Origin of the sequence: Massilia sp. CMS3.1, from assembly GCF_051262535.1 — a bacterium.
Lineage (GTDB): Bacteria > Pseudomonadota > Gammaproteobacteria > Burkholderiales > Burkholderiaceae_D > Telluria.
Window position 1 is genome coordinate 1 of record NZ_JBIMES010000030.1, and the last position, 20,931, is coordinate 20,931.

21 protein-coding genes and 3 pseudogenes are annotated in these 20,931 nt (G+C 59.6%); 16 read left to right on the forward strand and 8 right to left on the reverse strand.

The window, feature by feature from the left end; all coding sequences use genetic code 11:
• Positions 1-241: 241 nt before the first annotated feature.
• Positions 242-1,189 carry a LysR family transcriptional regulator gene (locus ACHAC9_RS23320; protein ID WP_435763980.1) on the reverse strand — a complete coding sequence of 316 codons (948 nt, stop codon included), beginning with the start codon at positions 1,187-1,189 and terminating at the stop codon, positions 242-244.
• A 200-nt stretch (positions 1,190-1,389) separates the two neighbouring features.
• On the opposite strand from ACHAC9_RS23320, the gene ACHAC9_RS23325 reads away from it, so the two are divergent.
• From ACHAC9_RS23325 to ACHAC9_RS23370, 10 genes are read left to right on the forward strand one after another with little or no spacing between them, the layout of a single operon-like run.
• Entirely contained in the window at positions 1,390-2,238 is an 849-nt protein-coding gene (locus ACHAC9_RS23325; RefSeq protein ID WP_435763982.1) for an NmrA family NAD(P)-binding protein, read from the forward strand.
• Positions 2,239-2,242: 4 nt separating this feature from the next.
• Positions 2,243-3,901, forward strand: coding sequence for a CocE/NonD family hydrolase (locus ACHAC9_RS23330; protein WP_435763984.1), 1,659 nt, complete (start codon positions 2,243-2,245; stop codon positions 3,899-3,901).
• Positions 3,898-4,779 carry an SDR family oxidoreductase gene (locus tag ACHAC9_RS23335; RefSeq protein WP_435763986.1) on the forward strand — a complete coding sequence of 294 codons (882 nt, stop codon included), beginning with the start codon at positions 3,898-3,900 and terminating at the stop codon, positions 4,777-4,779. Before ACHAC9_RS23330 ends, ACHAC9_RS23335 begins: the two co-directional genes overlap by 4 nt.
• Positions 4,780-4,829: 50 nt before the next feature.
• Complete coding sequence (locus ACHAC9_RS23340; RefSeq protein ID WP_435763988.1) at positions 4,830-6,473, forward strand: CocE/NonD family hydrolase; 1,644 nt, start codon at positions 4,830-4,832, stop codon at positions 6,471-6,473.
• A gap of 1 nt (position 6,474) precedes the next feature.
• Positions 6,475-7,215 (forward strand): SDR family NAD(P)-dependent oxidoreductase, encoded by a 741-nt coding sequence (locus ACHAC9_RS23345; protein WP_435763990.1) that lies wholly within the window; start codon positions 6,475-6,477, stop codon positions 7,213-7,215.
• A 55-nt stretch (positions 7,216-7,270) separates the two neighbouring features.
• Positions 7,271-8,350: an alkene reductase gene (locus ACHAC9_RS23350; RefSeq protein WP_435763992.1), complete on the forward strand. Its 1,080-nt coding sequence runs from the start codon at positions 7,271-7,273 to the stop codon at positions 8,348-8,350.
• A gap of 38 nt (positions 8,351-8,388) precedes the next feature.
• Complete coding sequence (locus ACHAC9_RS23355) at positions 8,389-8,997, forward strand: isochorismatase family protein (RefSeq protein ID WP_435764016.1); 609 nt, start codon at positions 8,389-8,391, stop codon at positions 8,995-8,997.
• Between the two features lie 5 nt (positions 8,998-9,002).
• The gene (locus tag ACHAC9_RS23360) at positions 9,003-9,914 is read left to right on the forward strand and encodes an alpha/beta fold hydrolase (protein WP_435764018.1); all 912 of its coding nucleotides are present in this window, start codon (positions 9,003-9,005) and stop codon (positions 9,912-9,914) included.
• 32 nt (positions 9,915-9,946) lie between these two features.
• Complete coding sequence (locus ACHAC9_RS23365; protein WP_435763994.1) at positions 9,947-10,081, forward strand: hypothetical protein; 135 nt, start codon at positions 9,947-9,949, stop codon at positions 10,079-10,081.
• Positions 10,082-10,132: 51 nt separating this feature from the next.
• On the forward strand, positions 10,133-10,495 hold the full coding sequence (locus tag ACHAC9_RS23370; RefSeq protein ID WP_435763996.1) for a cupin domain-containing protein: 363 nt from the start codon (positions 10,133-10,135) through the stop codon (positions 10,493-10,495).
• A 596-nt stretch (positions 10,496-11,091) separates the two neighbouring features.
• Here the strand turns inward: ACHAC9_RS23370 and ACHAC9_RS23375 are convergent.
• From ACHAC9_RS23375 to ACHAC9_RS23405, 7 genes and pseudogenes are all read right to left on the reverse strand, one after another.
• Complete coding sequence (locus tag ACHAC9_RS23375; RefSeq protein WP_435763998.1) at positions 11,092-12,114, reverse strand: IS110 family transposase; 1,023 nt, start codon at positions 12,112-12,114, stop codon at positions 11,092-11,094.
• A 31-nt stretch (positions 12,115-12,145) separates the two neighbouring features.
• Positions 12,146-12,589, reverse strand: coding sequence for an IS110 family transposase (locus tag ACHAC9_RS23380; protein ID WP_435764000.1), 444 nt, complete (start codon positions 12,587-12,589; stop codon positions 12,146-12,148).
• A 403-nt stretch (positions 12,590-12,992) separates the two neighbouring features.
• Positions 12,993-13,250: pseudogene (locus ACHAC9_RS23385) on the reverse strand (transposase); the annotation flags it as partial.
• Positions 13,251-13,411: 161 nt separating this feature from the next.
• Positions 13,412-13,705: pseudogene (locus ACHAC9_RS23390) on the reverse strand (transposase); the annotation flags it as partial.
• A 208-nt stretch (positions 13,706-13,913) separates the two neighbouring features.
• Complete coding sequence (locus ACHAC9_RS23395) at positions 13,914-15,095, reverse strand: IS701 family transposase (protein ID WP_435764002.1); 1,182 nt, start codon at positions 15,093-15,095, stop codon at positions 13,914-13,916.
• A gap of 676 nt (positions 15,096-15,771) precedes the next feature.
• Complete coding sequence (locus ACHAC9_RS23400; protein WP_435764004.1) at positions 15,772-16,866, reverse strand: alkene reductase; 1,095 nt, start codon at positions 16,864-16,866, stop codon at positions 15,772-15,774.
• A complete protein-coding gene (locus ACHAC9_RS23405) occupies positions 16,850-17,440 on the reverse strand; it encodes an SDR family NAD(P)-dependent oxidoreductase (RefSeq protein ID WP_435764020.1) in 591 nt (196 codons plus the stop codon). The genes ACHAC9_RS23400 and ACHAC9_RS23405 overlap by 17 nt, the downstream gene beginning before the upstream one ends.
• A gap of 568 nt (positions 17,441-18,008) precedes the next feature.
• Between ACHAC9_RS23405 and ACHAC9_RS23410 the strand changes: the two genes are divergently transcribed.
• The 6 genes and pseudogenes from ACHAC9_RS23410 to ACHAC9_RS23435 all read left to right on the forward strand — a co-directional run.
• On the forward strand, positions 18,009-18,254 hold the full coding sequence (locus ACHAC9_RS23410) for a hypothetical protein (protein WP_435764006.1): 246 nt from the start codon (positions 18,009-18,011) through the stop codon (positions 18,252-18,254).
• Positions 18,208-18,561: an isochorismatase family protein gene (locus ACHAC9_RS23415; protein WP_435764008.1), complete on the forward strand. Its 354-nt coding sequence runs from the start codon at positions 18,208-18,210 to the stop codon at positions 18,559-18,561. The genes ACHAC9_RS23410 and ACHAC9_RS23415 overlap by 47 nt, the downstream gene beginning before the upstream one ends.
• A gap of 8 nt (positions 18,562-18,569) precedes the next feature.
• Positions 18,570-19,499, forward strand: a complete 930-nt coding sequence (locus ACHAC9_RS23420) for an alpha/beta fold hydrolase (RefSeq protein WP_435764010.1) — start codon at positions 18,570-18,572, stop codon at positions 19,497-19,499.
• A 5-nt stretch (positions 19,500-19,504) separates the two neighbouring features.
• Positions 19,505-20,050: a cupin domain-containing protein gene (locus tag ACHAC9_RS23425; protein WP_435764012.1), complete on the forward strand. Its 546-nt coding sequence runs from the start codon at positions 19,505-19,507 to the stop codon at positions 20,048-20,050.
• 38 nt (positions 20,051-20,088) lie between these two features.
• Positions 20,089-20,721 carry a glutathione S-transferase family protein gene (locus ACHAC9_RS23430; RefSeq protein WP_435764014.1) on the forward strand — a complete coding sequence of 211 codons (633 nt, stop codon included), beginning with the start codon at positions 20,089-20,091 and terminating at the stop codon, positions 20,719-20,721.
• A gap of 81 nt (positions 20,722-20,802) precedes the next feature.
• A pseudogene (locus tag ACHAC9_RS23435) lies at positions 20,803-20,931 on the forward strand (IS5/IS1182 family transposase); the annotation flags it as partial.

A 20,931-nucleotide genomic window follows, 5' to 3' on the forward strand; every position in this document is an offset into this window, starting at 1 on the left:
GCAATCTGCCGCCCAGCGTCTACGAACGCACAATGGCAGCGAAAGAACCTATCGTCGTGTCCGAAATTACTTGACCACTACGACCTGGGTTATTGGCACAGGCTTCGTCAGCCATTGCCGTTTGGCCTTGGAATCCGCTTGTATGGATCCATCTCGGTCTCTTCGTCATTCTCTTGCTGCTATATCCGGCCCTCTGCCCGAAATTGTAAAGTAAAGCGTCAACTTACTCTACGGTCCGAATTTACGGAGACTCTTCTCCCAAAAAAGAATTTGTTTCCAAAGTATCTTTTTGCCACAAACAACCGGGCAGGGTAACTTCCTTAATGAAATCTGCGAACGCTCTGACAGCAGGCGCGACTTCGCGCCTGCTTGGAAAGACGATACTCACCTCCACCGCCGGCGATGACCAATCCGGCAACAGTCTGACAAGTCGACCGGCAAGGATTTCTGGTTCGCACACATAACCCGACAAAATGCCTAGACCTGCTCCATTAATAACGAGGCGATGAATCGTCAACATCTCGTCGACGCAAATTCGCGTCCGAGGCTCGACTTTCACGGTCACGCCATCCTTGGTGAAAGTCCACGATCGCGGGCGCCCATCCGCTCGAGGCATCTCAACTACATCAAAGCGGCCAACATCCCCGATCATTTGCGGCGTTCCCCACTCCTGTAGATAGCTGGGAGCGCCACAAAGGTAGCGTTTGATGACCCCCAATCGCGTGGCGACCAGTGATGAATCTACCATAGGCCCCATCCGGATCGCGACATCGACGTCTTCTGCGACCAGGTCTACATGCCGGCTGGTAAGTTGGAGTGTGACATCGACTTCGGGGTAGCGCCGCACGAATTCAGGAAGTTGCTCGGCAAGTACATTAATTCCGAAGCCGATTCCGGCGCTGATCTTCAATTGCCCGCGTGGCTCGGCTGTCAAGTTTGCGACACACGCGACCGCTTCGCCAACTTTCTCGATGATGTCGATGCAATGTGTTCTTAGTGCCTGGCCGATCGGCGTTAAGACGACCTCGCGCGTCGTACGCTGGAGGAGCCGTGTCCCTAGTTCCTCCTCGAGCTGCGCCACTGCGCGGCTCACGCTCGACTTTGGCAGATCAAGGGCATTTGCCGCAGCTGAGAAGCTTCTGAGTGAGGCCACTTTTTCGAAGATTCGCAGATGGTTCCAATTAAACATTTTGGATTATCCCTCTCATCGAACAGTGTTTTCCTACAGACGATCAATCAACTGCTTGCGTCGGATGTAATTTGACTTAAGCTAGATAACTCGCCGGTTTATTTCAGATTATCGAGGCACTACCGGCGCTGCAATGCGCCGAATCCGGCTATTGTTCATTGCAATTCCTTGCGGTAATTCTCTAACGAAGTGCCCAACCTATGAATGACAGAATACTCGCAGTGGGTGCGGCCGGCAAGTTCGCCGGGCATGTGGTACCCGCCCTTGCCGCACGAGGAGCCCGCGTCCGCGGATTCACTTGTGAACAGGCTGATGCGGACGAGGTGTTAACTTCGGGCGCAGTGGAGGTGGCCATAGGCGACTTGCGCGAAGTTGCAAGTCTGGATGAGGCACTCCGCGAGATCGCTTCCATCTTTTATATCGCGCCCGCCTCCCTTGCGGAGGAAGCGGAGGTCAGCAAGCTCGTGGTAGAGGCCGCCGTTCGTGCCGGCGTCCGCCGGATAGTCTTCTCGTCAGTAATCCATCCCGTTCTCAGCAAACTGGTTCATCACGCCGCCAAGGCGCCGGTCGAGGAGGCGATACTGAATTCAGAACTGGAATACACGTTTCTGCATCCCACATTGTACTTCCAGAATTACGCCCCGGCCTGGCGCAAGATCGTCGAGACAGGTGTGCTTGCCGAGCCTTGGTCGAACGACACCCGCTTTAGCAGGGTGAATTATCGCGATGTCGCGGATGTAGCTGCTATCGCATTGACGGAGGATCGCCTTCTCTACGGCACGTTCGAGCTTTGTTCGGAAGGGTTGCTAGCCCAAAAGCATGTTGCCGCACTTATTGGCGACATCCTCAGTCTCGAAATCAGGGCTGAAAGAATCGATCCCTCCGCGCTCGGCGACGCGGCCAAGCCGAGGCGCCCCATGTTTGAGCATTACGACCGTCATGGCCTGGTCGGGAGCCCACTGACGCTGCGCGCGATCATAGGTAGCGAACGTCGGACGCTGCGCGCCTATTTCGAGGAACTCGCCGCCGCCGACAGGCTGGAGAACTAAGATCATGGACGTCAACGTCACACCTTTCGAGATTGAAACGAAGACCCGTCACGGCGACGTCGTTCGCGCCGATGTGTACCTCCCGCAAATTAGCGCGGGCCCGTTTCCCGTTCTGCTCGGCGCCTCGCCCTATCAGAAGGCGCTGCGCTATTTACCACCAATCCCTGCGGTGTTCCCATTCATCGAGTATGGACCGATCCAGCTCTATCTCGACGAAGGTTACGCCTATGTCGCGATGGACACCCCCGGCACGGGGCGATCCGAAGGAGTGTGGGATCCCGTCTCGCGCACCGAGGGCGAGGCCATTCACGACATGATCGAGCATGTAGCGAGCAGCGATTGGTCGACGGGTAAAATCGGCATGATCGGGATGTCGTATTATTGCTGGAGCCAGTGGAATGCCGCGCGGACTCGACCTCTCCACCTTAGATGCCTCGGCGCCTATGACGGCGCGACTGACATGTATCGCGACTGGATGTATCAGGGCGGCATACCGATTCAAGGCTTTCTCAACGCCTGGCTGTTCGGCTCCGTGTTGCTGCAGCACATGGGAAGTGGGCTATCAATTTCCGGCAATGGTCGTTCGCAGGTGATCTATGACATGTACGACCACCCGTTCGATGATGAATGGCAACGCCGCCGTGCGCCGTTTTGGGAACTTGACCAGGTAGACATCCCTGTCCTTTCGATAGGTGCCTGGGGCAAGGCGTCGCTACATCTGCGTGGGAATTTCGAAGGTTTTCGACGCGTGAAAGGACCGAAGCAGCTTTTGATCACAGGTGCGCAAACCTTTGCCGAGACGCAGATGCTGTTCTCCAAGGAGGATTTTCACCGCGCAGAGCTACTTCCTTGGTACGACCATCACCTCAAGGGCATCGACAACGGAGTAATGAACCGCCCGAAGGTCCGGTTTTTTGTTCAGGGCGAGCAGGAGATACGCGAGACGTCCGACTGGCCGCCCCCCGACGTCACGATCGCCGAGCTGTTCCTCAGTGGGGAGAAGAGCGGAAACGAGGACTCGCTCAATGACGGCTCCTTAGTCGAGATCGCGCGCGGGGATACCGGCGGCGAGACGAACTGGAGCTATCCAGATCCAAAATGGATGGCCGGTGTCAGCATGATCGACAAGGAAGGCATCCCGCACCACACTGCCCGCGTCGTCACCTACACAACCGCGCCATTCGTTCGCGATCGCGAATTTACAGGCCAAGGCGTGCTGCACCTTCACGCGTCATCAGACCAGACCGACATGGACGTGATGGTCAAACTGTCGCTGCTCCAAGGTGGTGACGGCACTCCTCCTTTCACGCGTGTCTCGCAAGGCTGGCTGCGAGCTTCCCATCGAGCGGAGGATCCTGATCTGACGACCGAGATGCGGCCGTTCTTAAAGCACGATCGTGCCGAGCCGATCGTGCCGGGCCGCTCCTATGAATTGCGGATTGAGCTATTGCCGTTGTCGGTGCTGGTCCGCACCGGCGATCGGTTACGGTTAGAGATCAGCAATTGGGAGTCCGCGATTACCGAGGCACCGATGACACACTGGTATGGCCAGAAAGTCGGCACCGACACTTATCACCACGATGCTTCGCACCCGTCGCGCCTTCGGCTGCACGAGCGCCCGCGAAAAGGGCAAGTAGATTACCAAACGAGGAAAACAACATGACCATACTTGTAATCGGCAGCACCGGAACCGTCGGCACACGCGTCATCGAGGCGCTCGCCAAGCGCGGTCAACCGGCTTTCGCGCTCATTCATGAGAGGAATCCGGTTTCCGCGCTCGTCCACGGCGGGACCGGCAAACTTCCGGAGGGCATCACGCCGGTCAAGGGCGACGTGACCGACATGGAATCAATGCGTGCGGCGCTGAAAGGCATTGACACCATGTTCCTTTTGAATCCAGTGGTGACCGATGAAATGACCAGGGCGATCCTGATGCTCGACCTGGCCATCGAAGCGGGCATCAAGCGAGTCGTTTACCAATCGATGTTCAAGAGCGACGAGTTTCTCGACTGTCCGCACGCGAATGCGAAGTTCGCCACCGAGTTGATGATCCATAAGTTCGGGATTCCGACAACGATCCTTCGCCCCAACTACTTCTTCCAGAACGATGGCGGTCCGGTCACCAAGACGCAGGTCTACCCGATGGCGATTGGCAACATCGGTACCTCGATGGTGGATGCGCGTGACATCGGCGAGATCGCCGCAATCAAGCTGATCGAGCGCGATCGCAGCGAGCCGCTGCCCACCGAAATCATCGAAATTCACGGTTCCGATGTGATCACCGCGACCTCCGCCATCGCCATCTGGACAGAGGTGCTGGGTAAGGAGGTCAAGTATGCGGGCGATGACCTGCGTCAGTTCGAGAAGACTTTCGCCAAAATGTCGACCAGCGAGATCGCCTACGACGTCGCGGGCATGTTCCGCGGCTTTCAGCGCACCGGCATGATCGGCTCCGATGCCGCCGTTGAGGCGACTGCGAAGTTGCTCGGCCATCCGCAACGCACTTATCGCTCCTACGCTCAGGAGATGGCCGCCGACTAAAGTCGCCGGCAGTTTCCATCACGTAAGTCTCATTGCACCTGAAGGCAAACATGGTCGATGTCAACGTAACGCCATTCGAAGTCGAAGTACGGACGCGCCATGGCGATTTGGTGAGGGCGGACGTTTATTTGCCCAAGGGCAAGACCGGGCCGTTCCCGGTTTTGCTGGGAGCGTCGCCGTATCAAAAGGCGCTCCGCCACCTCCCGCCCAACTGGGTGTTCTCGTTCATCGAGTACGGGCCGATGCAGCTCTACCTCGACGAGGGCTACGCTTACATCGCCATGGACGTTCCCGGTATGGGACGATCCGAGGGCACCTGGGACTTCGTTTCGCGCGCCGAAGGCGAGGCCATCCACGACATGATCGAGCATGTTGCCAAGCTGGATTGGTCGAACGGCAGTGTCGGCATGATCGGCATGTCTTACTACTGCTGGAGCCAGTGGAATACCGCCCGTACCCGGCCGCCCTCTCTCAAATGTCTTGGCGCGTATGACGGCGCCACGGACATGTACCGTGACTGGATGTACGCGGGCGGCATTCCGAGCATGGACTTCGTGTGGACTTGGCTGTTCGGATCGGTGTTGCTGGAGCATCAGGCGGAAGGCAACAGTATGACGGCCAACGGCAGAGATAAACTGGTGTTTGATCTCTACAAACATCGCTTTGATGACGAGTGGTGGCGGCGGCGCGCGCCGTTCTGGGAACTCGATCAGGTGGACATCCCGGTGATGTCCATTGGGTCATGGGGTAAAGGACCGCTTCATTTAAGGGGAAATTTCGAAGGGTTCCGACTTGTTAAAGGCCCCAAGCAGTTGCTCGTCGTCGGCGCCAAGACGTTCGCCGAGACGCTCACGCTGTACTCGACCGCAGACTTCCATCGGAAAGAACTGCTGCCATGGTACGACCGCCATCTGAAGGGTGTCGAGAACGGTGTCATGGAGCGAGCCAAGGTGCGATTCCTTGTGCAGGGTGAAGAGGCCGTTCACGAAACGACCGACTGGCCGCCACCGGAAGCCAAGCAATCCACGTTCTACCTGAGCGGCGCCAAAAGCAGCCACGTCAAGTCGCTGAACGACGGCTCGCTCGTCGAGGCCGCCCCCACCGAGGCCCCAGGCGAAACGAGCTGGAGCTATCCCGATCCGTTGTGGATGGCCGGCGTCACCACACTCGACAAGGACGGTATACCCGATCACTACGCGCGGGTCGTCACCTATACAACTCCGCCGTTCGACCGTGACCGCGAGTTCACCGGGCAAGGCGTGCTCGAGCTTCACGCGTCGTCCGACCAGACCGACATGGACATAATGGTCAAGCTCACGCTTTTGCCCGCCGACGAGGCGAAACCGAAGTTCTTGAAGGTCAGCCAAGGTTGGCTGCGTGCCTCGCACCGCGCCGAGGACCCGCTACTCACCACCGACATGCGCCCGTTTCTGAAGCACGATCGAGAAGAGCCGATTAAGCCTGGCCAAGTCTACGCGATGCGCATCGAGATGCTGCCGATGTCGGTCTTGGTTCGCAGAGGCGACAGACTGCGGCTGGAAATCAGCAACTGGGAATCAGCAATCACGGAAGCGCCGATGACGCACTGGTACGGCCAGAAGGTCGGCACCGACACCTACCATCACGATAGCGCCCATCCCTCCCGCCTCCGACTTCACGAGCGGCCGCGCGGCGCCTCAGCGAAGGACTCCTGACATGAAGACCGATCGTATCGTCGTCGTCACCGGGGCCGCCGGGGGCATGGGCAAGCTTGCCGTCCAGCGTTTTCTGGCTAACGGCGACACAGTGATCGCCACCGACACGCAGGACGAGGCATTAAAGAAGCTCGTCGACGGCGAGGCGTCGGACGCGAAGCTCCACACGGTCGTCGGCGACATCTCCAGCGAAGCGGATTGCGGGCGGGTGGCAGCGCTCGCCAAGGACGTGGGCGGTCGCGTGGATGTGCTGGTAAACGTCGCCGGCTTCTTTCCGATAAAGCCGTTCGACGAGATGACCGCCGACGACTTCCGCCGGGTCGTCGACATCAACCTGACCGGCACCTTCCTGATGATCAAGGCGATGACGCCGCTGCTCCGCGGCCGCGCCTGGGGTCGGATCGTCATCATCGGCTCGGCCTCCGTCTTCGATGGCGTCGCAGACCAGGTCCACTACACGGCGGCCAAGGCCGGGCTGTTCGGCCTCTCGCGCAGCCTCGCCCGCGTCCTCGGCAAGGACGGCATCACCGTCAACGTGGTGACACCCGGTCTGACCGTAACACCGGCGGTGAAGGCGAACATGCCGCCGAAGATGATCGAGCAGCAGATCAAACTACGCGCCCTTCCGCGTGACGAGGAGGGCGAGGACCTGATTGGTACGATCTTCTTTCTCGCCTCGCCCGACGCCAACTTCATTTCCGGCCAGACGATCAATGTCGACGGCGGCAAGCACATGCTCTGACGCGGTTCGGACAAATTCCCGAACGACCGCTTGCTCGATGGACAAGGACCATATGATGACCGACCTTTTTACCCCCTTCGACCTCCACGGCCTCCCGCTTCCCAATCGCGTTGTAATGTCGGCGATGACGCGCACCCGCGCCGCAGAGAACGGCGTGCCGACCGACCTGATGCGCGACTATTACGTTCAGCGCGCATCGGCCGGAGTGATCGTCACCGAATGCACGCAGATCTCGGATCAGGCGCACGGCATCATCCGCTGCCCCGGCATCCACCGCGACGACCAGATCGCCGGCTGGCGCAAGATTACCGATGCGGTGCATGCGGCGGGCGGGCGGATCATCTGCCAGATCTGGCATTGCGGCCGCGTCGCACATCCGGACATGCGTGGCGGCGAGCCGCCGGTCGCGCCTTCGCCAGTCCCCGCCACGGGCAATTTCTTCCTGCCGAGCGGCCGGGTCGACTTCCCGGTGCCACGTGAACTCGGGATCGACGAGCTCCCCGGCATCGTCCGGGACTTCGCGCAAGCCACCCGCAACGCCCGCGCCGCCGGGTTCGACGGGGTCGAACTCCATGGCGCGAACGGGTATCTTCTCGACCAGTTCCTGCAGGACGGCAGCAACAAGCGGACCGACGCCTATGGCGGCCCGGTAGAGAACCGCGCGCGCTTGATGATCGAGGCGGCGACCGCCGCGATCGACGCGTGGGACGCCGATCATGTCGGGATCAGACTATCGCCGTCGAATCCTCTTTACGGCGCCGACGACAGCGATAAGCGGACGACGTTCGGCTACGTGATCCCGCAGCTCAACGCGCTCGGCGTCGGCTATATCTGCCTGCTTGAACCCAATGCGCAAGCGGTCGCGGCCGGTGTCCAGATCGAGCATATCGCCGAGACCTTCCGGCCGCTGATCTCGGTACCGCTAATGGTCAATGGCGGCTTCGACAAGGCAAAGGGCAACGCCGTTATCGCCCGCGGCGAGGCGGACCTTGTCGCCTTTGGCGTCCCCTTCCTCATTAATCCTGACCTGCCCAAGCGGCTGCGCACCGACGCACCGTACAACAAACCCAATCCCGCCCTGTTCTACGGCGTCGGGGCGGAGGGCTACACCGATTACCCGGCACTCGCCGTCTAGTTCCCGTCATCCCAGCACACAGACCAAAGGAAATTATGATGTCCTCCCCGCACTTCACGCCAGAAAACGCCGCGCTCGTGCTCATCGACCATCAGGTCGGCACGATCCAGCTCATCAAGAACATCATGCCCGACACTGCCGTACGCAACGCCGCGCTGCTGGGTCAGGCAGCTCTCGCCTACAAAATGCCGATCGTGATGACGTCCAGCCAGGAAGACCACGTCCAGGGTCCGCTCCACCCGCTCCTGCAGCAGACGATGCCCGACGCCTATGCCGCGCGCGTCAAGCGGGTCGGCATCGTCAACGCCTGGACCGACCCGAACTTCGTGAAGGCGATTGAGGCGACCGGGCGGCGACAGCTCATCATGGCGGCGGTCACGACCGACATCTGCCTCGTCTTCCCCGCGATCAGCGCGGTCGAGGCAGGTTACGAAGTGCAGGCGGTGATGGACGCCTCCGGCTGCTTCACGGAGATCGCCGAGGACATGGCGCGCAGGCGCATGGAGCGCGCCGGCGTGTGGCTGACGTCGACCAACACGATGGTCGCCGAACTTGTCCAGGATTGGAGCACGCCGGAGGGTGGGCCGCTCGTGATGGCGATGACGGCGATCTCGCCGATGCTCCCGGTCGAGTGGGCAAGCGCGTGATCGCAATGACCTCTGGGCCGCCGATCGCCGGCTTCCGTAGTAACACTGAGACGCTCGACGGCGTCCGGCTCCATTACTGGGTCGGCGGCGACGCCGAGGGAACGCCGGTGATCCTGTGGCACGGCTTCCTCTCGACCGGTTATGCCTGGCGTGACGTCGCAACCGCACTCGCCGGGGCCGGGATGTCGGTGCTCATTCCCGACATGCGCGGCTACGGCGATAGCGACAAGCCGGGCGGGGATGAAGGCTATGACGCTCGCGCGTTGTCGGAAGAGTGCCGCGCGCTCGTCGCCCAAATCGGCTTCACGCGCGGCAAGCCCGTGATCCACGCCGCGCACGACATGGGCGCGCTGCCGGCGTTGATGTGGTCCGCGGACCACCCCGAGGAAGTCTCCGGCCTTCTCTACATCGAGGCGCCCGTCATGCTCGGCGACGTGCTGAGAAAGATTATCGCCTACACGCCCGAGGCGATGGCGAAAGGCTCGATGTGGTGGTGGATCCTGCCGCTCGCGCCTGGCGTGCCCGAGGCGCTGATCGTCGGCAACGAGCGCGCGTTCCTGCAATGGTTCTACAGGGGCAACGCCACCGTCCACCAGGAGGTGTTCACCCCTGCCGTGATCGACGAATATCTCCGCACCTTTTCGGGGCGGGAGGGCGTGCTGGGCAGCCTGGGAATATACCGCGCCGCGTTCACCAGCATCGCCCAGACCGAGCCCTTGATGAAGCGCAAAATCACCGTGCCAGTCGTTGCTCTCGGAGGCGTGAATGGCCTCGGTGCCAACGTCGGCGAGATGGTCAGGATGGTTGCCGAAAACGTCGAGGCGCACACGCTTCCCGACTGCGGCCACTTCATGCCCGAGGAACAGCCCAACGCCATCGTTAAGCAAGTCTTGTCGATGGCGGCGAAGGCCGCCTAATTAATCACCCCCAAGCAAAATGGAGTAGCATAATGACTGACCCTACCGCCCCCACATCCTACACGCCCGGTAACGCAATCCCTGCCGACGACCCGAACCGGAAGCTCTCGGTGATCAATCCCGACGATCCTACGCTGCGCCACATCGCGGTCGTGGGTGACACCTAAACCGTCCTGCTATCCGGAGCGGAGACTGCGGGCAAATATTGCCTAATTGAGATGAACGTGCCCCACTGCGGCGGCCCCGGTCCGCACCGGCACGATTTCGAGGAGATGTTCACGATCCTTGAAGGCGAGCTTGAATTTCATTTTCGAGGCGAGGTTACGGTCGTCAAGGCCGGCATGACTGTCAACATCCCGGCCAACGCGCCGCACTTTTTCAGCAACGTCGATCAATCGAAGGCGCGGATGCTCTGCATGTGTGCGCCAGCAGGCCAGGAGGAGTTCTTCATGGCGATTGGAACCCCAGTCGACGGTCGTCTGACGCCTGCGCCCGAGCAGAGCAAGGAGGAACAAGCTGCCTTCATGGTAAAGGCGCAAACGCTCGCTCCGAAGTTCCGCACCGAATTGCTCAAGCCGTGAAGCTCTCTCCGCCAAGTCTACCGTGGGCGGACGAGAGGGCAGGCTGCCGGGGCAGGACGGATGAGGCTCCCGGTGCAGATCGAGCCCGACTAACGAGTGCCGACGAGAACGACATTCGATCGAGCAAAGGACAATGACAGCAACGTTTCTCAATGGAGATATACTATGACTATTCTCGTAATGCGGATGCAGACCAGGATCACATCGATCGGGAAACGCATCCCTTTGAAGATAAGCATGTCGATTCGTCATGGGTTCGGGCGCCGCAGTTTACATGACTGGCCCGCCGACGGTCGCTAATGCGACATATATGGACGTCCGCAGTTTGCCAAGCAGAGAATGGATGACAGCGAGTAGGAAAGGTTGCAGCCATATATCCGGACTTTGTTGAGGCCGTCGCCTCGGTCCCTGATGGAATACGCTGGTCGAGACCTTATCAGAACCCCGCGCTCGAAGCGCATATCGCATTGCAGGTTTGCTCAACCACGGTCTTACCTATTTCGCCATCACTTCGTTCCTGCCTGTACAACCTGAGATATCTTCCAATTTCAGCTGATCGCTACTTCTAACTTGCTGCGTTTATTCTACCGTTCCGGTTATGCACTGGCTGGCGCGTAACCGGAACGGAAGCGCTGATCGCTGCGGGTCAGCAGCGCCCATACGGTCCGGGCATTTTTGTTCGCCAGGGCCACCGCGGCGATATTCTTGTTGCGTCGGTCAAGTAAGCGCCTGAGCCAGGCAGTCGCCGGCTTGTCTTGCGCATGTCGGATCACTGCTCGGGCTCCGTGGATCAGCAGTGTTCGTAGATACGTGTCCCCCCGCTTACTGATGCCCAGCAAAACCGATTTGCCACCGCTGGAGTGCTGTCTTGGCACCAGACCCAGCCATGCCGCCAGCCGCCGGCCGTTCCTGAAGTTCTTCGCGTCACCGACTGATGCGACCAGGGCCGTAGCTGTAATCGGGCCAATACCAGGCACTTCAGCCAGTTTACGGCTCAGGTCCGATTCGCGATGCCAGTGCGCGATCGTAGCTTCCAGTTCGTCGACTTGCTTGTCCAGTTCCTTCAGGTGCGTGTACAGCCGCTGTAACAGTACTCGGAAGCTGTCAGGCAACTCCGGCTGTTCGATCACCTGCGGCACGCGCTTGGCAATGTGCACTATTCCTTGAGGAATCACAACGCCGAACTCGGCAAGCAGGCCGCGAATCTGGTTCGCCTGCGCAGTACGTGCCTTCACGAAACTCTGGCGCACTCGGTGCACGGACAGAATGGCTTGCTGCTCGTCGGTCTTGATCGGTACAAAGCGCATGTTGGGCCGGGTCACGGCCTCACAGATGGCTTCCGCATCGGCCACGTCGTTCTTGTTCGTCTTGACGTAGGGCTTGACGAACTGTGGCGCCATCAGCCTGACGACATGCCCCATGGTCTGGAGCTTGCGCGCCCAGTAGTGCGAACTACCGCACGCCTCCATGCCAATCAGGCACGGCGGCAAATTCACAAAGAATTCCAGTACCTTTGACCGCTCCAGCTTCTTGCACAATACCGCCGTACCCTGCGCATCCACTCCATGTACTTGGAACACCTGCTTTGCTAAATCCAAGCCGACTGTCGTGATCTTCATGATGGTCGCTCCTTTCGATGACGAAGTGAAATCACTCCTCATTGTGGCACTCGCGTGCAATTTTGAAAGCGGACGTCCATCCCATTAGAACCCGGATGATCCTCATGCCCGTGACGCCGGTGATCGTGGCGATGACGTGATGGAGCTGAATGTTCATGAAGGTCAGCGCCTTCTGCATGTGCTGGATATGCGCGGCGGCGTAGTCGGTGTGCTTCTCGCGTGCACGGAGATAGGCACGCAACTCTGCGATATCGCGGCCAGGACGGAAGCTGGCACGCAGCAAGCCACAGGCATGCAAGCGCTGCAGCCATTGGGCATCGTTGACGTCGCTTTTTCTGCCTGGGACGGCGCGCGCTTCGCGGGCGTTGGCCAGGATGACTTCCAGCCGGTGCGACTCGAGAACTTCAAAGGCGGCGAGCAGTAAGCGCCGGTCGATTCCATCACGACCGTTTTTGTTCCGGTCGCGACCAGCCAACTGGCCATGCGCTCCAGGTCACTGGTAAAAGCCTGAAAAGTCTGGACTGGTTCGTCGCACAGATCCGGGCTGACAGCGGCGACGTGGAATCGCGAACCGATATCGATGCCGGCTGCAAATGGATGAATGATCGGCAGCCCGCTAGGCTTGGATCGTGAACGCTCTCTGGACATGGCCCACCTCCTGGATAGTCAGGCGCAGGACGGGGACTCGGAATTGATCAACTTCCTAAACGGGGTTGCCAGATGGTGCCGTCACATATGAGTCCGCAGCTTCCCCTGGACCAGGTTTTTTGACGGGGTCTATACCTCCAAAAAGCGTTCGGTCACAGTCCTGCGTGCAACCAGTGTACTCGTTTGGAGTTTCTATTCGTGAGGGCCACGGGCGAACTTGTCGGGCGGTTTTTTAGCACTTCCTTCTCCATGCGCTCGACGGCCAGTTCTTTGCGCAGCTTCGCCACCTCGGCTTCAAGCTCAGCGACGCTACGGCTGCCTTGCGGGGCAGTAGGATCGCTGACGCGCTTGGCCGCGCTCACCCAGTTCGCCAATGTCCCCTTGGGGATGGCGATTCGTTTCGAGGCTTCTTCCAGCGTCTAGCCTTGGGCAAGCACAAGCTTGACGGCCTCCGCCCGGAACTCCGGCGTGTATGTCGTTAATTTCATAAGTTCACTCCCTTTGACAAGTTTATCAAATGGAAGTGTCCACGAAACTCAGGCTACCTCAACCTGTCTTGCCATCACATCTTCAATCGCCTGAGCAATCGGTGGAAGGATCCTTGCTAATCCTCCTTGAAATCCTTTGAGAAGTAACCTAGCCGTGCCAATTACGTGCCTGCGGCAGTAGGGACGTAATCGGTATGGAACCGCCTTTCGTCATGCATGAGAAGTGCCCATACCCGACGTGCGTTCTTATTGGCCAATGCGACAGTGGCGACATTCTTGTTTCGTCGCGACAGTAAGTGCCCGAGCCAACTGGTGGCCGTCTCCACCTTGTGCTCGGCATGTCGAAGCACGGCACGCGCCCCGTGGATCAGCAGCGAGCGCAGGTAGCTGTCGCCCCGTCTGCTGATACCCAGTAAGACCTGCTTGCCTCTGCTCGAGTGCTGCGTGGGCACTAAGCTCGACTTTGTCCATCTATCCCGCATAGCAGACGGTTTCAGTCAGGCGGTCGAACAAGGCACGCGGTATTTTCACCATGTCGTGCCGGCTCCCCGACCCGCCGTAAATCCCTTCGCTCCATAACGAGCGGCGCACCAGTGCGATGGTGTCGGAGAAAGTGGGACTGTCTCTCGCGTAACACGCGGCATGCCGAGTCATCAAACTGGCCTATGGCACCAACTGCCTGGCGGTCAAGGTCACGATCGAGTACAGCGCGAGGATAACCGGCGTGCTGCAGGCGATGGCACGAGCGGACCATTGCCGCTGTGTTTCCATGCCCAGGTGCGCACGGGCCTCTTCGAAGGTGACTTCGATCTGCCAGCGGCAGATAAACCAGGCCAGGATCTGTTCAGGTTCGGCAGCCTCGTCGGTGCAGAGAAAGGCCTGCGGGGCCAGCTTGCGTTGCGGATCGCGCACCAATACCCAGCGCAAGGGCACCGTCGGCAGAGCGCTGCTATACCAGACGGCGGTACCGGTAGCGATCTCGACGGCCTTGTCGCCCTGGCCATACCATTGGGACAGCGTCACGCCGCGCCAACGGGTGGCCTCGGAGGCCGATACCGCTTTCAGCGTTGGCTGGCGCGCTCCCTTGCGTCGCGGCCGTCCACGCATGCCGGAAGGCTGCGGCGCCGGATCGTACAAAGCCGCGTCGAGCCGCAAACGGGTGACGAGGTAGAACTTGCGGCGCGTCGCATCGAGCAGTTGCAGCGCCGCGAAGCTGCTGTCGGCGACCACTACAATGGGGCGCTCGGGCACCCAGCGCCTGACCATCAACAACACCTGCCGGGCGCGGTCGGTAAGCTTGTTGGGGCGTCGTCCACGCTGGAGGTAATAGCGCTCGGACGGCGCCAGCACCGAGCAGAACGGCAGCGCCCAGCAGCGCTTTGCCCACGGAATCGGCGCAATGAGCATCAGGCATAACCAGCGCAAACCGCTGGCCTTGACGAAATGGCCGTGGCTCGAGCGCACTGGATCGCGGTAAATGCCCTTGGCGGCAATCTTGGCACCTCGCCGCCGCTCGATCGTGTCGTCCAGCGCCATTACCAATGGGCCTTCCGGCACAAACGCTTCGATCAGCAGCGTCAGCAGGCGCCGACTGCCCGCCAGCGTCGACCATTTCACGCGGTTCAGCACCCAGTGATACTTCTGAAACTGACGTTCCTGCGACAAGCCCATGACGCGCAACACGGCACTGACCGTGCGCGGCCCGACCGCCAAGATGGCGCCGGCCACCAGGACTTGCACGAGTGGCCAGGCGCGCTTGGAAACACATCGAACAGTCCTACAATGGCTCTCGTAAGCCCGGATGAAATAGTTGCCATGATTAACCTCTCTGCCAGGATCGGTCAATCATTGATTATACATTCGGGCTTACCTTTGCTCCGCTCCCATCACGCAAATGGACAAAGTCGAGCTTAGACGCGACTCCCTCAGATTTCGATTATTCGTCGCGGCTCGCCAAGATCCTCAAAATCACACTCGACATTAACGGCCCGCGCATCGTAAGAGCTGCAATTCGATATCTAATTCTTCACACTTGACGTGGCCGGGGTGGCCGCCGGCTGGCTGCAGGCCTGCGCATGGTGGTGGCTCTTCGCTGCCTGGTCGACATCGACGCGGTGCTGCCGACGCCAGCGGCATGCCGGCCGAGCCGCTTTGTCGGATGAGAATCTAGCTGCAGCACGCCGGCGCTGCTGCCTTTTACCAGCGCAGGGTGTGCATGACCTATTAGCCAGCGGCCGGTGTACCTCGAGCTGAGCAAGCCAGCCCTGCCACGCGATCGCGCGCAGGGCGGCTGTGTCGATTGGAGGCTCCCGCTGGAGGACGACATGGGCGGCGATGCCTCCGGCGCCGTGCCGGCCAAGCGGCTTTACGCGATCTTCTCCTGAATAGTCTAGGCGATCAGGCATTCTGCCTCAGCAGCGCAGCTATCGCTTACGCCTATGCCCACGCTTAATGCGCTGATCGCGTTTGAGAGGCGGCCAACCACTGATTCGCCGCCTCTCGCTACCGTGCCAGGCTTGGATCAGGCCTGGGCTACCTCGGCCAGCGTCGGGTAGTCCGTATAGCCGACTGGGCCGATGCCGTAAAACGTCGTTGGGTCAGGCTTGTTCAGCGCCGCGTTCAGACGAAACCGCTCCGGCAAATCCGGATTGGCAATAAACGGCACGCCAAAGGCGACCATATCTGCTGTACCGGTCGCCAAGATCGCTTCCGCCTTTGCCTTGTCGAAACCGGTGTTGGCGATCACCGGCACGGTGATCAGGGAGCGGAACGTCTCTGCCACGTGTTCGATCTGTACCGTGCCGCTGGCCAGGTCGGCCGCGTTGGGTTCGCGTAGGTGCAGGTAGCCCACCCGCATCGCATTGAGCTGTTCGATCAAATAGCCGAAGGTGGTTCGGGCGTCGCTGTCGAACATGCCGTAGAAGCGGCTCGAAGGCGACAGTCGCACACCGACCCGATCGGCACCCCACACGTCGATCAGCGCGGCAGTTACCTCCAGGGTCAGACGTGCCCGATTTTCTACCGAGCCCCCATAGCGGTCGGTGCGCTGGTTCGAACCATCCTGCAGGAACTGGTCAGTCAGATAGCCAAATGCGCCATGGAGTTCGACGCCGTCGAATCCAGCCTCTTTCGCCAAACGTGCCGCCTGACGGAAGTCTTCCACGACAGCCTCGACTTCAATGGTTTCCAGCGCGCGTGGAACGGGAAAGTCGACACGTCCGCTGGGCAGGAAGAAGTCGCCTCGCGCGGCAATTGCCGATGGCGCGACCGGCAGCTCGCCGCCGCGTATATCCGGGTGCGACACCCGGCCGCAGTGCCATAGCTGACAGTAGATGCGGCCACCGGCGGCATGCACTCCGTCGACCACGTTGCGCCAGCTAAGCATCTGGTCTTCGCGGTGCATGCCGGGCGCACGGATGATGCCGTGACCCTGATCCGACACTTGAGTGCACTCTGTGATGAGCAAGCCCGCCGACGCGCGTTGGACATAGTAATCGCGCATCAGGGCGGTCGGGACGCCGTCTTCGGTTGCTCGAGTACGCGTCATAGGCGCCATTACCATGCGATTGGCCAAGGTGAGACCGTGCAGGTCGAACGATTCAAATAATGTAGACATTGTGTTTCCTTTGATAGTTAGTCGATGGAGCGTTAGTGCATGGTCTTGCCGCCATCAACACTGATGGTCTGACCGGAAATGAAAGCGGCATCGGTCGATGCCAGGAAAAACGTGGTTCCGACCAGGTTTTCGGGAACCTCGTCGCGGCTGATGGCGCGCCGGGTGCGTTGTGCCTCAAGTACGGCAGCGGGGAAGTGCTTGATGACGGCGGGGATACCGTCAAGCCGGGCTTGATCACGTTGACGGTGATGCCATATTTGCCGACCTCCCTGGCCAAGCTTCGGGAAAATCCAACGATGCCGGCCTTCGCGGCGACATAGTGAGTCTGGCCATCCACCCCTTCAAACATGGAGCCCGAACCGAAATTGATGATGCGCCCCCAGCCTTTCGATTTCATTAGGGGCAGCACCGCCTTCGTCAGCAAAAAGGGACCGGTAAGATTGATATCAATAACTTGGCGCCATTGGGTGGCCGACATCTCCTCAAATCTCACGATAGGGAAGAAGCCAGCGAAGTTGATCAGCACGTCTATAGTTGCCGCTTTTCGTGGGCGACCGCCGCGAGCCTGGCGCAGGCGTCTTCACTCGAAATGTCAGCTACAACGACAATCAGCTGGGATAAGTGGGCTGTGTCGATCTCCGTTTTCAAACGTTCCAGCGATTCCTACGTCATGTCGGTGGCATTGACGGTATCACCGTTGGCAAGAAGCGGCGGACGATCGCTGAGCCGATCGCGCCTGTGCCACCTGTAGTAAGTACCGTGCGAGCTGTAAATTTAGTCATGGGTATCTCCTGTTAGGATCGCGCCGCCCGTAACTGCACGCGACGTTAAGTCGATATGGCGGGGGGCTCTAGGGCCAGCGATGGTAGTGATGGGTTAAAGCGGAAAAGACGATGATTTTTGTTGACGGACGGACTGTAAGCCCGATCCTTGTTACGAACAAGCGCGCCGACACCAACACGTTGTTCCCTCCATGGAACAGCAGGAGTTGCAATCGCAATGTTCACATGGTGGAACAGCGTATTCCAAACGAACTGCGACGACATCGCTGGCAGGCAGGCATATCTTGTTAGTTCTCTTAATGAAAAGAGATCGGAAAAAATGTATGAATGAGATATTCAAACCAGAGACATGCGCTCGTCTTGATCGACTTTCAAGTCGGTACTTTGCAGTTGGTGAAGAACCTGCAGTCGGATGCGGCCTTGCGCAATGCAATCAATCTGGCCAAGGCGGCAAGGGCGTTCGGCGTGCCGGTCGTACTCACGTCCAGTCAGGAAGACCAAATCCAAGGGCAGCTCGCGCCGTCGCTGCAGCGTGTCCTGCCCGAAGCCTATGCGGCGCGTGCAACGGGTCGGCGTCGTCAATGCCTGGGCCGACGAGAATTTTAAGAAGGCCGTCGTTGCGACCGGTCGTCGCCAATTGATCATGGCTGGTATTACGACCGACATTTGCCTAGTGTTCCCAAGTATCAGTGCAGTGGCGGACGGCTTTGAGGTGCAGGCGGTCATGGATGCATCCGGTTCGCCCTTCGACATTTCGGAAGACATGGCGCGTCGGCGCATGGAGCGATCAGGCGTGTGGCTGACCGCTACTAACACGATGATCGCTGAACTTGTGCAGGACTGGCGCACGCCGCAGGGCAAGGAGCTGGTCCAGCTGCTGGTCGCTTCAGCGCCCATGCAACTGGTTGATTGAGGTTATACATGAACGATATTGGCAACGCGGCGCCGATACCGGGGTTTCGAAGCGAAACCGTCAGCGTCGATAGCATCCGAATTCACTACTGGAGCGGCGGCCCGCCTGATGGGCCACCGATCATCCTGATGCATGGCTTCCTAAGCACAGGGTACGCGTGGCGTGAAGTCGGGCCTGGTCTTGCCAAGGCGGGATGTTCCGTCTTGATTCCCGATATGCGCGGTTACGGCGACTCCGACAAACCGGACGGGGTTGCTGGCTACGATGCAAGGGCACTATCGGAGGAATGCCGGCAACTCGTCGCGGCGCTCGGATTCGGCGGCGGCATGCCGTTGGTGCTCGCGGCGCACGACATGGGGGCGTTGCCGGCGCTCATATGGAGCGCAGATCATCCCGGCGAAATAGCCGGACTGCTGTATATCGAGGCGCCTGTGATGCTCGGCGCGCAGTTGCGCGCGACCCTGGCGTACACGCCGGAAGCGATGCAGCGGGGTTCGATGTGGTGGTGGATATTGCCGCTCGCACCCGGCGTCCCGGAGCGCCTCGTTGTGGGCAATGAACGCGCTTTCATGACTTGGTTTTATGAGGGAGCAACGATGCGGCCATCGGCCATCGGATCTACCGCCGTGGATGAATACCTACGCACTTTCTCGGGCCGCGAGGGTGTACTGGGTGCGATGGGGGTCTACCGCGCAGCCTTTACCAGTATTGCGCAGACCGAACCGCTATTGCAGGCGAAAGTGGTCGTGCCTGTGATCGCCGTCGGCGGCGTGAAAGGTTTAGGCGATAAGGTCGGCGAGGCGGTGGAGATGGTAGCGCACCATGTCGAGAGCATCACACTGCCAAACGGCGGCCATTTCCTTCCTGAACAATGCCCATCGGAGATCATTCAATGCGCCCTGAAGCTCGTGGCGCTTCACACAGACCTTAAGGAGTAAAGCATATGAGCACCACCCCAAACCCGTCCGTACCACCCGATCCGAACCTTCCCGCCGACGACCCCACGCGCAAATTGTCGGTCATCGATCCTGAAGACCCGTCGCTGCGCCATGTCGCAGTGGTCGGCGATACCTACACTATCTTGTTGTCGGGCGCAGAAACTGCTGGCCGCTATTGTTTGATCGACATGCGGGTACCAAAATGCGGCGGCCCCGGTTTGCACCGGCACGATTTCGAAGAGATGTTTCACCTGCTGGATGGCGAAATCGAATTCACCTTTCGCGGCGAAAAGACCCTGCTTAAGGCTGGGATGACGGTCAACATCCCAGCCAACGCGCCGCATTTCTTCACGAATAGGGAAGGTGGGAACGCGCGCATGCTGTGCATGTGCACTCCCGCCGGGCAGGAGGAGTTCTTTGTGGCTATCGGCACTGCGGTGGAGAGTCGCACCACGCCGGCGCCGGCGATGACCAAGGAGCAGCAGGAAGCATTCATAAAAAAGGCCGGTGCGCTGGCCCCCAGCTTTCGCACCGAAATCTTGCCACCGTGAACGAGTTCCGACCACAACTAAAAAAGGAACTACTTACTATGAAGCTATATTGGGGGCCGCATACATGTGCAATCGGGATCCACATCCTGTTGGAAGAAACTGGGGCGCAGTACGAGACCGAAAAGCTGGACATCGAACGCGGCGATACCAAGAATGCACCGTTTGTCGATATTAATCCCAAGGGAAAGGTACCCACGCTGGTGTGCAATGACGGCACGGTGCTCACTGAGTTTGGTGCAATTGCGACTTGGCTTGCTCGCACCTATCCCGAGGCGCACCTACTATTATCTAGCCCGATGGAGGAGGCCAGGGCAGTCGAGGTCCTGGAATACGTCGAGGGAACCATACACGGGCAAGGCTATGCGCGCATGATCAACCCCAAGGCGTTCGCCCCTATGGATGCTGTCCAGGAAGCGCAGCACTTAGGCCGGGTAAAGCAACAGGGAAAAGAAATTATCGATGCGGGATTCGCGATACTGGACAAACAACTGCGTCCGTTTCCATTTGCAGTCGGCAACAAACTGAGCATTGCCGATGCTGCGCTTTTCTATGTGGAGCGCTGGGCGCCGGGGAAGGGAATCACGCTGCCGCCCAACGTGCAGGCGCATTTCGAGCATATGCTTGCGCGCCCCGCAGTGCAAAAAGTGCTGGCTTTTTGGGGGGAGCGCTAGGGAAACACTGATTTAATCGGCGAGGTCTCGCCCGAAGCGAGCTGAGCTGGCACAATGGCGTATCGCATTTGCACAAGTTACATGATGAAGCAAACGAGCTTTTCCGACGTCGAGTTCGCCAGCAAGAAGAAGCTGACGCGGCGCGAGCGTTTCCTGGCCGAGATCGATGTGGCGACGCCGTGGCCGGCCCTGGTGGCGGCGCTTTTGCCC